The sequence below is a fragment of the Streptomyces sp. NPDC048590 genome (assembly GCF_043199535.1).
Classification (GTDB): Bacteria; Actinomycetota; Actinomycetes; order Streptomycetales; family Streptomycetaceae; genus Streptomyces.
The window spans coordinates 727,779-741,412 of the sequence record NZ_JBICWC010000003.1 but is presented as its reverse complement, the minus strand read 5'-3'; the positions used below and the strand labels follow the sequence as shown (position 1 = coordinate 741,412).

Genomic DNA, 13,634 nt, shown 5'->3' with positions numbered 1-13,634 from the left:
GTCAGAAGCGGCCGCCGCCGCCCCTGCGGCCGCGTGTCCCCCCGCCGCCGAAGCTCCCCGGCCCTCCGAAGCCTCCGCCGAACCCCCCACCGGGACGGCCGAAGCCGCGCCCCATGCCTCCGCGCCTGCCGCCGCCCAGCAGCCCGCCGAGGAGGATGCCGCCCAGCACCGCGCCACCGGCACCGCCCCCGCCGCGCGGGCCGCCGTAGCCGCCCTGGCCGTGGTAGCCGCGTACGTCCTGCTCGGCCAGGCTCCTCGCCTGCGCGGCAAGGGCGTCCGCCTGCTGCGCCTCGGCCAGGGCACCCTGCGGGTCGTTCGCCTCCGTGAGCTGCCCCGCCCGCTCCCAGTGCCGCTGCGCCTCCGCGAGCCGGGTGCGCGCCTGGCTGCCGACCGCGCCCCGGTTGGTGGTGATGAAGTCTGCGGCGGCGCCGATCGCGGCACGGGCGGTGAGCATCGCCTGGTCGAGCAGGGCACGGGCCCGCCGGCCCCCGTGCTCCTGTTCACGGGCCCCGGCCAGCGCCTCGTCGAGCGCCGCGTCGGCCTCCTCCACCCGGCGCAGCGCGTCGACCGGGTCGTACGGGCCGGAGCCGATCTCTCTCCGTACGTCGCCGACCACCGCCTCCGTGCGAGCCACCCGGCCCCGCAGGTCCGCGGTGGACACGCCCTCGGGCGTGCCGCCGAGCAGGCCCCCGGCGTCGGCCAGATCCGTCTCCGCCTCCGTCAGCGCGCCCGGCAGCCTGTCCGCCGCCTCGGCCAGCTCCCCGGCCCGGCGGCCGACGGCCTCGACGAGCGTGGTCACCTGCCTGATCGCCCCCTCGGCGGCCCGTACGTAGACGGCGGCCGCGGCGTTGTCCCCGCCGTCCACGGCCTGCCGCGCCCGGCCGAGAGCCGAGGTGGTGAAGGCCAGCCGGTCCTTGGCCTGTTCGACGTCCCCGGCCGAGGGGGCCACCGCCGACTCGGCGTACCGCTCGCGCATCTCCGCCAGGCCGGCCTCCGAGGCGGAGACGCGAGCGGCGAGATCCCGGAAGGCGGTCTCGGCCGTCGTCACGGCCTGCGGGGCGTTCTGTTCCAGGGCGCGCAGACGGTCGAAGTCCTCGGACACCGCGTCCAGGCGGGCGTTGGCGTCCGCGCACCGGCTGACGATCTCGTCGAGCATCCGGCGCCTCGTCGCGTCGTCCTCCGGGTAGGCGTCGTCGAGCTGCTGCCTCAGCCGGAAGGCCTCCGTCAGCTCGGACCTCGCGTGGCGGACCGCCTCGGCGAAGGGGGCGGCGGTCTCCTCGCCGAACTGGGCCGTGGCGAAGCCGAGCTCCTCGTCGCTGGTGCGTACGGCGTCGTCCGTGTCGACCAGGTCCGCCTTCGCCCGCGCGTCCAGCTCCGGCAAAGGGGCGAGCGGCGCCGCCGGGGTGCCGTCCCCGCCGCCCCATCCGGTGGCGGCCGGGGTGGTCCTGGTCGCCGCGCGCCGTCTGCGGCGGGTGAACGCGTACACGGCGACCGCGGCCACGACGACGAGCAGCGCCACCGGCACGAGCAGGCCGGCCGAGACACCGCCGTCCCCGCCACCGGGGTCCGCCGGGCCGGGGGTGATCGCGGGGGCCGGGACGGGTTCGCCCGCGAGCACCGCGGCGTAACCGTCGGCGGCGCCGATCGCCGCACCCGCCCAGTCGTTCTGCCGCAGGGCGGGTTCGATCGCGGTGTTCGCCACATCCAGCAGCTGGGCGTCGGTGAGCCGCGATCCGCGGTCCACGGAGTACGCGTACTGCCGGTCGTGCGTGGCCACCGCCAGCAGCACGTCGTCCTGGCCGAGGCCGTTGCGGTTCGCGGTCTCGTCCGCCCAGGTCTGGGCGGAGCGGCCGGAGAAGTCGCGTACGTACACCACGAACAGCTGCACCCGGTGCTCTTCGTACAGCCGGTCGAGGGCTTCCCCGACCTGGGCCTCCCGGTCCCCGAGCGCGTCCACCCGGTCGGTGACCTGCCCGTCCCGGGAGAGCGGAACGGGGTTCTCGGCGAGGGCGGCACGGCCGCCCGCCGGAGCGATCCAGAAGAGCGCCGCCAGCGCGGCGACGAGGACCCTGCCGGGTATCGGAAGCCGGGACATCCCGGTACGGCTCGCAGGCGACGTCACACGTCGGAGGCTATGTCCGCCTCCGGCCGCCCGCGACCGGGGCGCCGTGCGGGCCTCCGTACCCGGCTTTGCCGAGAAATGGGCAGGGCAACTTGCAAGGTGCCCTGCCCATCTTTACGGTGGAGGCATGTCCGAAACGTCCCGGGGCTCCGCACCCCTCCCGCCGTCGTCCCCCGCCGATCCCGGCGTGGAGAGCGTGGCCGCCGATCTCGCGGCCGTGGTCGGAAGGCTGCTCAGGAGGCTGCGCAGCTCCTCCGCGGACAGTCTGCTCACCCCCTCCCAGCGCTCGGTCCTCGCCCGGCTGCAGGACGGCGGCCCCGCCACCACGGCGGCGCTGGCCCGCGCCGAGCTGGTGCGGCCCCAGTCGATGAGGCTGACACTCGGCGCCCTGGAGAGCCAGGGCTTCGTCACCCGCGCCCCCGACCCCGCCGACGGCCGCAAATCAGTCGTCTCGATCACCGAGGACGGCAGCATCACCCTCGCCGGGGTACGCGCCGCCAAGCGGAACTGGCTCGCCGAGGCCATCGCCGCCGAGCTGGACGGCACCGAGCGCCGCACCCTCGCCGAGGCCGTCGAGCTCATCGGCCGTCTGGTCGACAAGTGACCCGGTACGCGACGAAGCCGGCGGAGACGGCCGCGGGAACCCGGGAGCCCGTCCACCAGGCGGAGCCCGAGCGGGGATTCGGCGCACGGCTCACCGCGCCGCTGCTGATGGGCTCCCTGCTCAACCCGCTGAACACCACGATGATCTCCACCGCCCTGGTGGCCATCGGGCACTCGTTCGGCATCGGGGCCGCCGACACGGCCTGGCTCATCTCCGTGCTCTACCTCGCGAGCGCCGTCGCCCAGCCGGTCCTCGGCAAGCTCGCCGACACCCTGGGACCGCGCCGGGTCTTCCTGGCGGGCCTCCTCGTCGTGATCGCCTCAGGGCTGGTCGGTGCCCTGGCACCCGGATTCGGAACCCTGATCCTCTCCCGGGTGCTGCTCGGCATCGGAACGTCGGCCGCCTATCCGGCCGCCATGGCCGTCCTGCGTGACGAGTCGGCGCGCCTGGGCCGCCCCACTCCCCGCCCCGTGCTCGCCCGGCTCTCCTTCGCGGGTCTCGGCAGCGCCGCCGTCGGCCCCGCGCTCGGCGGGCTGCTGGTGTCGGTCGTCGGCTGGCGCGGCATCTTCGCCGTCAACGTGCCGGTCGCGCTGATCGCCCTGGGCGCCGCGCTGCTCTGGGTGCCCGCCGACCCGCCACGCGGGCGTACTCCGGCAGGGGGCGCGCCGAGGCTGTCCCTGGACCCCCTGGGCATCGGTCTCTTCACCACCGCGCTGACGGTGCTGGCCTTCTTCCTGCTCGACCTCGCCGACCCGCGGTGGTGGCTGCTCGCGCCCTTCGCCGTCCTGACGGCCGTGCTCGTCCGCTGGCAGCTGCGCGCCCCGCGGCCCTTCATAGACCTCAGGATGCTGGCCGGCAACGGACCGCTGCTGCGTACGTACGCCCGTCACGGCCTCGGCTATCTCCTCGTCTACTGCGTGATGTACGGCTTCACGCAGTGGCTGGAGGAGGCGCGAGGCTTCTCCTCGGGCCAGGCCGGTCTGCTGATGCTGCCGATGTCCGTCACCGCCCTCGTCTGCTCGCTGCTCGGGGCCCGCACGAAGGGCCTGCGCGGACCGCTGGTGACGGCGTCGACGCTGCTCGCCGTCGGCGCGGGCCTGCTGCTGTTCCTCCAGGACGACACCCCGACGGCCGTCCTGATGCTGGCCGGTGCCTGCTTCGGCGCCCCGCAGGGGCTGATCGGCACGAGCAACCAGGCGGCCGTGCAGGCGTACGCGCCGCCGGAGGACATCGGAGCGGCCGCCGGACTCCAGCGCACCGCCCAGTACATCGGGGCCATCACGGCGTCCAGCCTGATCGCCCTCGCCTACGCGGACGCGGCGACCGACGCCGGACTGCACCTGATGGCGGCGGTCTCGGTCGTCCTGGCCGTCCTGCTGACCGTCCTGACCCTCACCGACCGCGCCCTGCGCGCCCGTACCTGACCTCACCCCCCTCGACTTATCCCCCCGCGCGCCCCGCGCGGACGCACCTGATCGACAGCACCTCAAGGAGTACGCACATGACCGCCACCACCCTGGACCCCCGCACCGCGCTCGTCGTCGTCGACCTGCAGAAGGGCATCGTCGCCCTGCCCACGGCGCACCCGGCGGCCGACGTCATCGCCCGCTCGGCGACCCTCGCCGACGCCTTCCGGGCCAAGGGCCTCCCGGTCTTCCTGGTCCGCGTGACCGGTGGGGCCCCCGGCCGCACCGAGGGTCCCGCCCGCTCCGGGCAGCCCGCAGCGGACTGGGCCGACATCGTTTCCGAGATGGGACCGCGAGAGGGCGACACCGTCGTCACCAAGCAGCAGTGGGGCGCCTTCCACGGCACGGCGCTCGACCTCGAACTGCGCCGCGCGGGTGTCACCCAGGTCGTGCTGACCGGTATCGCGACCAGCATCGGCGTCGAGTCCACCGCCCGCGCCGCCCACGAGCTCGGCTACCACGTCACGATCGCGACCGACGCCGTCACCGACATGGACGCGGACGCCCACCGCAACAGCGTCGAGAAGATCTTCCCGAGGCTCGGCGAGACCGACACCACCGACGCGATCGTCAAGCTGCTGGGCTGATCGCCGCAGGGCCGGGAGCCGGGGCCGCACGGGTGATGTGTGCGGCCCCACCGGCCGCGCCTCCCTCCGCCCGTGCGCGCCGGTGCGTTCAGTGGATCAGCGGATCAATCTGATCAACTGCAAATGCCACCAGAACGCATCATCCGGTCCATTCCGGTACGGGGTGGACCGGGCCGGCCCCGGAGGTATCAGCCATGGCCCACGTCGGCGTCCCCAGCGGGACGGCCCGAAAGCGCCGCTCGGTCGCGCTCCTGGCGACAGGCGTGCTCACGATCCCGGTCCTGGCGGGCTGCACCTCGGACAGCGAGGAACCCACCTCGGTGGCCGTCCAGCAGGACATCGCCCCGGCCTCCCGGGACCGGATCGCCGACGGCTCCACGCTCGACTGGGCGATCGACGCGGTGCCCGCGACGCTCAACGCCTACCAGGCCGACGCCGACAGCGCGACGAGCCGTGTCACCGGCGCCCTGCTGCCCTCGCTCTTCCCCCTGGACGCGCAGGGGGAGCCCACCCTGAACCCCGACTACCTGGAGTCGGCGAAGGTCATCGAGCGGGAGCCCAAGCAGGTCGTCCTCTACAAGCTCAACCAGCAGGCGGTGTGGAGCGACGGCCGGGAGATCGGCGCCCCCGACTTCGTGGCCCAGTGGCGTGCGCTGAGCGGCAAGGACTCGGCCTTCTGGACGGCGCGCAACGCGGGCTACGAGCGGATCGAGAAGATCGAACGGGGCAAGGACGACCTCCAGGTCCGGGTCACCTTCTCCAAGCCCTACGCCGACTGGCGCTCGCTCTTCTCCCCGCTGTACCCGAAGGAGGTGACCGGTTCCCCCGCCTCCTTCAACGACGGCGCCAGGACCACCCTCAAGAACACCGCCGGTCCCTTCCGGCTGCGCAGCGTGAGCAAGGCCAAGGGCACGGTCGTTCTCGACCGGAACCCCCGGTGGTGGGGCGACAGGGCGAAGCTGGAGTCCCTGGTGTTCCGCGCGGTGAAGCCGGAGGACCGCACCGAGGCGCTGACCAGGGGCACGGTCGACGTCGCCGACGTCGACGCCGCGGCGGCCCACAGCGTCACCCTCGCGGCCCGCTACCGCGGCGGCAACGGGCAGCCGCCCGCCCACGGCCCCGGGTCCGACACCACACCGGCCTCCGCCCTGAGGTCCTGGGCGCTCGCCCACGGCTCGGACGAGGAGGCCGCCGAGGCCGCCCAGGCGGCCCGGGAGAAGAACCGGGAAGCCATCGCGGTGTACGCCGCCGACCAGAAGGCGCTGAGCGCCTTCGCCGTACGCAAGTCCCTCGAGCCCGCCTACACGCAGCTAGCGCTGAACGGTGAGTCGGGGCCCCTCTCCGACGACCGGGTGCGCCGGGCGATCGCCCGCACCCTGGACCGCCAGGAGCTCGCCGACACGGTGCTGAAGCCCCTCGGCCTGCCCGCGAACCCTCCCGGCAGCCACCTGGCCCTCGCCGGCCAGCCCGGCTACAAGGACGGCAGCGGCGCACTGGGTGACCGCGACACCAAGGAGGCGCGGGCGCTCCTGGCCGACGCGGGATGGACCCCGGGCGGCGCGATCCGAAGGACCGAGGACGTCAAGGCGGGCAGCGAGGCCGAGAAGACCGGCAAGGACGCGAAGAAGGACGCGGAGGACGAGGCGTCCGAGGCGAAGAAGTCTCCGAGCCCCAGCGCCTCCGACAAGGCCGGCAAGGAGAAGGGCGCCGACAAGGCGGAGAAGGACGACAAGGCCTCGCGCGACGAGGGGACCTACATCGTCGGCGACGACAAGCCGGGGGAGCGCCCGGCCGGTGACTCCGAGGTCAACGCCCAGGACAGGCAGACCGGCGGCGCCGCGGGCGCCTACGCCCCTGCGGGCACCGCGGCCCCCGCCGCAGGCTCCGCCAAGACCCGCCTGGGCAAGGACGGCAAGCCCTTGACCCTCCGCTTCGTCCTGCCGTCGGGCCCCGGATCGCAGTCGCTGCGCGCGGTCGGCGACCGGATCGTCGCGATGCTGGACTCCATCGGCATCAGCACCCAGATCACCAAGGTCGACGACGACAGCTACTTCAAGGACCACATCGCGTCCGGGGCGTACGACATGGCGCTGTACTCGTGGCCCGCCACCGCCTACCCGGCGACCGACGGCCGCCCGATCTTCGCCAAGCCGGAACCCGCCACCGACGGTTCGCTGCTCGTCGAGCAGAACTACACGCGGGTCGGTTCCGACCACATCGACCAGCTCTTCGACCGGGCGGTGGCCGAGCTCGACACGGACGCCTCGCGGGACCTGCTGAAGCAGGCCGACGCCCGGATCTGGGCAGCGGCCGGATCGATCCCGCTCTACCAGCGGCCGCAGCTGGTCGCCGTCGACAAGAAGCTGGCCAACATCGGAGCCTTCGGCTTCGCCTCACCGCGCTACCAGGACATCGGCTTCATCGGCCAAGAAGCGGCAGGTTCCCCCGCGAATCGGAAGAAGTAGCAGGTCAAAGCCGCAATCGAAGCTCAGATACAGCTCAATTCCCTTGCCCGCCGGTGTCCCCGGCGGGCAAGGTGTTGTCCGCCCAGACCCGGGCCGCTCCTTACACCCCACACCCCCGAGGCCGGTCGTCGCACCCCGCCGTCACCGACGAAGACGGCCTCCCCGGACGTCCTCCGGCCGACCGGGCCCCCCAGGCACGGCTCCGCCCGCCCGGTCCGCCGGGCTCCCGGAAGAATGGCGCGGACCAGCTGAACACCGGCTGAATTGTTGCGGTGCCCGAGCCCCGGACACCGGGCCGGGAAGCCCCGCACTCGTCGGGCCCGTACGATGGGACTAGCCGTGGCGTGCCGCCCGGCGGGCGTACGAGGACTCGAAGACCGACTGAGACGCCTGATCCCACGATCCGAGAGAAGCGCAAGCCACCCATGCCCACGCGCCACGACATCCGTAACGTAGCCATTGTCGCCCACGTCGACCACGGCAAGACCACGCTGGTCGACGCCATGCTCAAGCAGGCCGGCTCCTTCGCCGCGCATGCCGCCGAGTCGCTCGACGACCGCATGATGGACTCGAACGACCTGGAGCGTGAGAAGGGCATCACGATCCTCGCCAAGAACACGGCGGTGAAGTATCACCCCAAGGACGGCGGGGACCCCATCACGATCAACATCATCGACACCCCCGGCCACGCCGACTTCGGTGGCGAGGTCGAGCGCGGTCTCTCGATGGTGGACGCGGTCGTCCTGCTCGTCGACGCCTCCGAGGGCCCTCTGCCCCAGACCCGCTTCGTCCTGCGCAAGGCGCTGACGGCCAAGTTGCCGGTCATCCTCTGCATCAACAAGACGGACCGCCCGGACTCCCGCATCGCCGAGGTCATCGACGAGACGTACGACCTCTTCCTCGACCTGGACGCCGACGAGGACCAGATCGAGTTCCCGATCGTCTACGCCTGCGCCCGTGACGGCGTCGCCTCGCTGACCAAGCCGGAGGACGGCACGGTCCCGGCCGACAGCGACAGCCTGGAGCCGTTCTTCTCGACGATCCTCTCCGCGGTCCCGGCCCCCGAGTACGACGAGGCCGCCCCGCTGCAGGCCCACGTCACCAACCTGGACGCCGACAACTTCCTCGGCCGTATCGCGCTCTGCCGCGTCGAGCAGGGCGAGCTGCGCAAGGGCCAGACGGTCGCCTGGATCAAGCGCGACGGCAGCATCAGCAGCGTGCGCATCACCGAGCTCCTGATGACCGAGGCGCTCACCCGCAAGCCCGCCGAGTACGCCGGCCCCGGTGACATCTGCGCCGTCGCCGGTATCCCCGACATCATGATCGGCGAGACGCTGGCCGACCCGGAGAACCCGATCGCGCTGCCGCTGATCACGGTGGACCAGCCGGCCATCTCCATGACCATCGGCACGAACACCTCGCCGCTGGTCGGCCGCGGCGGCACGGGCAAGGGCGCCGCCGCCAAGTCGGGCGTCAAGGACCGCAAGGTCACCGCCCGTCAGGTCAAGGACCGCCTGGACCGCGAGCTGATCGGTAACGTCAGCCTCCGGGTGCTGGACACCGAGCGCCCCGACGCCTGGGAGGTCCAGGGCCGCGGTGAGCTCGCGCTCGCCATCCTGGTCGAGCAGATGCGCCGCGAGGGCTTCGAGCTGACCATCGGCAAGCCGCAGGTCGTCACCAAGCAGGTCGACGGCAAGACGCACGAGCCGGTCGAGCGCCTCACGGTCGACGTCCCCGAGGAGCACATGGGCGCCGTCACGCAGCTCATGGGCGTCCGCAAGGGCCGCATGGACAACATGTCGAACCACGGCTCCGGCTGGGTCCGCATGGAGTTCGTCGTGCCGTCGCGAGGCCTCATCGGCTTCCGTACGGAGTTCCTCACCAACACCCGCGGTACGGGCATCGCCCACTCCATCCACGAGGGCCACGAGCCGTGGTTCGGCACGCTGACGACCCGTAACAACGGTTCGCTGGTCGCCGACCGCGCCGGTGCCGTCACCGGGTTCGCGATGACGAACCTCCAGGAGCGCGGTGTGCTGTTCACCGACCCCGGCACCGAGGTGTACGAGGGCATGATCGTCGGCGAGAACTCCCGCGCCGACGACATGGACGTGAACATCACCAAGGAGAAGAAGCTCACGAACATGCGGTCCTCGTCGGCCGACTCGTTCGAGGCGATCGTCCCGCCCCGCAAGCTCTCCCTGGAGCAGTCCCTGGAGTTCTGCCGCGACGACGAGTGCGTCGAGGTGACCCCGGAGGCGATCCGCATCCGCAAGGTCGTCCTGGACCAGAAGGAGCGCGGCCGCTCGGCCTCGCGCGCCAAGCACGGCTGACAGCCCTGAGCGGGGCCTGAGAGCCCCGTCAACCGCCTGCACGAGCCATTGACACGAGGCCCGGCCCCCCGCGGACACTGTGGGGGACCGGGCCTTTCGTCAACGTCATTTCCTGACCGACGTGTCCGGATATCGGGCAGCGCTCTCCGGAACATGTGTTAACAGTCCGTTTCGGGGGTGTCTGTCTGGGATCACTTTGTCCGGATTTCGGGCAACAGGGCCTTCCTGATGTTGTCAAACCGAGACCCTTTAAGTGTGGTTTACAGCCCGGGGTTCCTTAATAGTTGGCTCCGTTGAGCTCGGGTCAATGGGTCGTCGCACTGTGGGGAGTGCGGACTCACGAGCACACTCGGGGCACTGAAAACGATCGCCGTCAGGGGTGTCGGTGGATCTCTCCAGTGCCCTCTTGAAGTCAAAAGTGGACTCATGAGGAGGAAACCCATGCGCGGTGCCAAGAGCGCCAAGTGGGTCGCGGGAGCGGCAATCATCGCCCTGGCCGCGACCGCCTGTGGCGGGGGCGACAGCGACGACAGCAGCAACTCTGCTTCGAAGGAGAAGGGCAAGCCCGCGGGCTACGTCTCCGTCGACGTCGGTGAGCCGCAGAAGCCGCTGATTCCGGCCGACACCAACGAGTCGCTGGGCAGCTACGTCATCCAGGCCGTCTTCACCCAGCTGCTCGAGTTCGACGGCGAAGGCAAGATCGTCTACACGAACGCGGAGTCCGTGAAGTCGGACGACAACAAGACGTGGACGGTCAAGCTCAAGCCGGGCTGGAAGTTCCACGACGGCACCCCGGTCACCGCCGAGTCCTACGTCAAGGCGTGGAACTGGTACGCCAACATCAAGAACAACCAGCAGAACGCCTTCTGGTTCGAGGACATCGCCGGCTACGCGGACGTCCACCCGGAGAAGGGTGACCCGAAGGCCCAGGAGATGTCCGGGCTGAAGGTCGTGGACGACAACACGTTCACCATCGAGCTGACCAAGCAGGTCCCGTACTTCGAGTACAAGCTCGGCTACTACACCTTCGCCCCGCTGCCCGAGGTGTTCTACAAGGACACCAAGGCGTTCGGTCAGGCCCCGGTCGGCAACGGTCCCTACATCTTCGAGAAGTGGGACCACAAGAAGCTGATCCGCGTCAAGGCCAACCCTGACTACCAGGGTCCGAACAAGCCCAAGAACAAGGGCATCCTGTTCAAGAACTACGCGACCGTCGAGGCCGCGTACCAGGACCTGCTCTCGGGCAACCTGGACATGATCCGCCAGATCGGCCCGAAGGACCTGCCGAAGTACAAGCAGGACCTCGGCGACCGCACGGTCGACCAGCCGTACGCGGCCGTCCAGTCCCTGGTCCCGACCTTCTACTCGAAGACCTTCAAGGGCATCGACCCGAAGGTCATCCAGGGTCTGTCCATGGGCATCGACCGTGACACGATCACCAAGACCGTGCTCAACGGCACCCGTGAGCCCGCCACCAGCTTCACGCCCCCGGGCGTCGCGGGTAACCAGCACCTGGACACCGACGTGTTCAAGTTCAACCCGACCGAGGCCAAGGCCCTCATCAAGGAGGGTGGCGGTGTCCCGGACAACAAGATCTGGATCCAGTACAACGCCGACGGTGGCCACAAGGAGTGGGTGACCGCGGTCTGCGAGTCCATCCGCAACTCCACCGGGGTCGACTGCATCCCGGACGCCAAGCCGGACTTCCAGACCGACCTGGAGGCTCGTGACAACGACCAGGTCAAGTCGATGTACCGCGGTGGCTGGGTCGCCGACTACCCGCTGAACGTCAACTTCATGCGCGAGCTGTACGGCACGACCGCCGAGGCCAACAACGGCCGGTTCTCGGACAAGGAGGTCGACGCCGAGTTCAAGAAGGGCGACAACGCGGCCTCCCTGGACGAGTCGATCAAGGCGTACCAGGAGGCGGAGAAGCTCGTCCTGCAGAAGATGCCGGCGATCCCGCTCTGGAACTACAAGATCAACGGTGGCTACGGGAAGAACGTCGACAACGTCGCGATCGACTTCCGTGGTGACTACGTCATGACCGACGTCACCGTGAAGTAACCACGCCTGAGGGCCTACTCGGCCATCAGCCCGCCCATACAGGCACGTAGGTCCCGGGGGCCGCGCTCCGCTATCCGGAGCGCGGTCCCTGGGCTGCATTCCCCCCAATCGGAGGCAAACATGGGGCGTTACGTCGCGCGGCGACTGCTCCAGATGATCCCGGTCTTCCTCGGGTCGACCTTGCTGGTCTTCGCCATGATGTACGCGCTGCCCGGCGATCCCGTGCGCGCGCTCGCAGGTGAACAGACCGTCGACCCCGCGCAGATCGCGGCCATGAAGAAGCACCTCGGTCTCGACCTGCCACTCTGGCACCAGTACTGGAACTACCTCACAGGACTCTTCCAGGGGGACTTCGGTACCCAGATCGCCAGTGGGCGACCGGTGGCCGACATCATCTCGGAGTCCTTCCCGATCACGATCCGGCTGGCCCTGTTTGCCTTCCTGTTCACGGTCCTCGTCGGTATCTCCATGGGTGTCTTCGCCGGCCTGAAGGCCGACACCCTCCGCGACCGCGGACTGCTCATCATCACGCTCCTGCTCATCTCGGTGCCCTCCTTCGTGCTGGGCTTCCTCGGGCAGTACTTCTTCGCCTTCCAGCTCGGCTGGGTCGACCCCAACGTCAGCCTGGAGGCGAACTCGAGCGAACTGATCCTCCCGGCCGTGGTGCTGGGGTCCCTGTCACTCGCGTACGTGGCACGGCTGACCCGTACCTCGGTCGCGGAGAACCTCCGCTCCGACTACATGCGCACCGCCGTGGCCAAGGGCCTCCCGCGCCGGCGCATCATCGGTGTCCACCTGATGCGCAACTCGATGATCCCCGTGGTCACCTTCCTCGGTACCGACCTCGGTGCCCTGCTCGGCGGCGCCGTCATCACCGAGGGCATCTTCAACATCAAGGGCGTGGGCTCCGCGGTCTTCGACGCGCTCCGTCACCGTGAGGGCGCCACCGTCGTCGGCATCGTGACGCTGATCGTCATCGTGTACCTCGCCGCCAGCCTGATTGTCGACCTGCTCTACGCGGTCCTGGACCCGAGGATCCGGTATGCCTGAGACGCTCAAGGAAACCTCCGCGGACGCCTCCGCACCCATCGCCGCCGTGCCTGCTCCCACGGCCGAGGTCGGCAAGCCCCGCAGCCTCTGGTCCGACGCCTGGCACGACCTGCGGCGCAGCCCGCTCTTCGTGGTCTCGGCGATTCTGATCGTCTTCCTGCTGGTCATGGCGATATTCCCCGGCCTGTTCACCAGCGCGGACCCGCGCTACGCGGACCTGGCCCACCACTACCTGCAGAAGCCCAAGTGGGGGAACTTCTTCCAGCCTGACTGGTTCGGCTACGACATCCAGGGCCGTTCGATCTACGCACGTGTGGTCTACGGCGCCCGCGCCTCGATCACCGTCGCCGTGGTCGTCACCGTCCTGGTGACCGTCCTCGGCACCGTGGTCGGCATGCTCGCCGGGTACTTCGGCGGCTGGATCGACACCATCCTGTCCCGGGTCACCGACATCTTCTTCGGCGTCCCGTTCATCCTCGGCGCGATGGTCGTCCTGACCTCGTTCGAGGAGCGGCACATCTGGGTCGTCATCCTGGCCCTGGCCTTCCTCGGCTGGACCCAGGTCGCCCGAGTCGCCCGCGGCTCGGTGCTGACGATCAAGCAGGCCGACTACGTGATGGCGGCCAAGGCGCTCGGCGCCTCGACCACCCGGATCCTGATGAAGCACATCCTGCCCAACGCGATCGCCCCGGTGATCGTCGTCGCGACCATCGCGCTCGGCGGCTACATCTCGGCGGAGGCGTCCCTGTCCTTCCTGGGCATCGGCCTCGCCGAACCGACCGTGTCGTGGGGTGTCGACATCTCCTCCGGCCAGGAGCAGCTGCGTAACGCCGCGTTCGTGCTGATCATCCCGTCGGTCATGGTGTCGATCACCGTTCTGGCGTTCATCATGCTCGGCGATGCGGTGCGCAACGCCCTCGACCCCAAGCTGCGCTGAGGG

The 13,634-nt window shown here is 70.3% G+C and carries 9 protein-coding genes; 8 read left to right on the top strand and 1 reads right to left on the bottom strand.

Features of this window, described 5'->3' with window-relative positions:
* Position 1: 1 nt before the first annotated feature.
* The gene (locus ACGFNN_RS11635; RefSeq protein WP_393555124.1) at positions 2–2,095 is read right to left on the bottom strand and encodes a TPM domain-containing protein; all 2,094 of its coding nucleotides are present in this window, start codon (positions 2,093–2,095) and stop codon (positions 2–4) included.
* A 154-nt stretch (positions 2,096–2,249) separates the two neighbouring features.
* Here ACGFNN_RS11635 and ACGFNN_RS11630 point away from each other — a divergent pair, with 154 nt between their 5' ends.
* The 8 genes from ACGFNN_RS11630 to ACGFNN_RS11595 all read left to right on the top strand — a co-directional run bounded on the left by ACGFNN_RS11630 (position 2,250) and on the right by ACGFNN_RS11595 (position 13,631).
* Entirely contained in the window at positions 2,250–2,726 is a 477-nt protein-coding gene (locus ACGFNN_RS11630; protein WP_393554893.1) for a MarR family winged helix-turn-helix transcriptional regulator, read from the top strand.
* Entirely contained in the window at positions 2,723–4,150 is a 1,428-nt protein-coding gene (locus tag ACGFNN_RS11625; protein ID WP_393554892.1) for an MFS transporter, read from the top strand. Before ACGFNN_RS11630 ends, ACGFNN_RS11625 begins: the two co-directional genes overlap by 4 nt.
* Positions 4,151–4,227: 77 nt before the next feature.
* Positions 4,228–4,779 carry an isochorismatase family protein gene (locus ACGFNN_RS11620; RefSeq protein ID WP_393554890.1) on the top strand — a complete coding sequence of 184 codons (552 nt, stop codon included), beginning with the start codon at positions 4,228–4,230 and terminating at the stop codon, positions 4,777–4,779.
* 194 nt (positions 4,780–4,973) lie between these two features.
* Positions 4,974–7,244, top strand: coding sequence for an ABC transporter family substrate-binding protein (locus ACGFNN_RS11615; RefSeq protein ID WP_393554888.1), 2,271 nt, complete (start codon positions 4,974–4,976; stop codon positions 7,242–7,244).
* A gap of 425 nt (positions 7,245–7,669) precedes the next feature.
* Complete coding sequence (typA, locus tag ACGFNN_RS11610) at positions 7,670–9,577, top strand: translational GTPase TypA (protein ID WP_362539160.1); 1,908 nt, start codon at positions 7,670–7,672, stop codon at positions 9,575–9,577.
* A 441-nt stretch (positions 9,578–10,018) separates the two neighbouring features.
* The gene (locus tag ACGFNN_RS11605; protein ID WP_393554886.1) at positions 10,019–11,644 is read left to right on the top strand and encodes an ABC transporter substrate-binding protein; all 1,626 of its coding nucleotides are present in this window, start codon (positions 10,019–10,021) and stop codon (positions 11,642–11,644) included.
* A gap of 120 nt (positions 11,645–11,764) precedes the next feature.
* The gene (locus ACGFNN_RS11600; protein WP_362539164.1) at positions 11,765–12,694 is read left to right on the top strand and encodes an ABC transporter permease; all 930 of its coding nucleotides are present in this window, start codon (positions 11,765–11,767) and stop codon (positions 12,692–12,694) included.
* Positions 12,687–13,631, top strand: a complete 945-nt coding sequence (locus tag ACGFNN_RS11595; RefSeq protein ID WP_362539166.1) for an ABC transporter permease — start codon at positions 12,687–12,689, stop codon at positions 13,629–13,631. Before ACGFNN_RS11600 ends, ACGFNN_RS11595 begins: the two co-directional genes overlap by 8 nt.
* Positions 13,632–13,634: the final 3 nt, after the last annotated feature.

Coding starts and splice junctions, on each gene's coding strand:
- ACGFNN_RS11635 (WP_393555124.1), bottom strand. CDS start 2,095: ATGTCCCGGCTTCCGATACCCGGCAGGGTCCTCGTCGCCGCGCTGGCG.
- ACGFNN_RS11630 (WP_393554893.1), top strand. CDS start 2,250: ATGTCCGAAACGTCCCGGGGCTCCGCACCCCTCCCGCCGTCGTCCCCC.
- ACGFNN_RS11620 (WP_393554890.1), top strand. CDS start 4,228: ATGACCGCCACCACCCTGGACCCCCGCACCGCGCTCGTCGTCGTCGAC.
- ACGFNN_RS11615 (WP_393554888.1), top strand. CDS start 4,974: ATGGCCCACGTCGGCGTCCCCAGCGGGACGGCCCGAAAGCGCCGCTCG.
- typA (WP_362539160.1), top strand. CDS start 7,670: ATGCCCACGCGCCACGACATCCGTAACGTAGCCATTGTCGCCCACGTC.
- ACGFNN_RS11605 (WP_393554886.1), top strand. CDS start 10,019: ATGCGCGGTGCCAAGAGCGCCAAGTGGGTCGCGGGAGCGGCAATCATC.
- ACGFNN_RS11600 (WP_362539164.1), top strand. CDS start 11,765: ATGGGGCGTTACGTCGCGCGGCGACTGCTCCAGATGATCCCGGTCTTC.
- ACGFNN_RS11595 (WP_362539166.1), top strand. CDS start 12,687: ATGCCTGAGACGCTCAAGGAAACCTCCGCGGACGCCTCCGCACCCATC.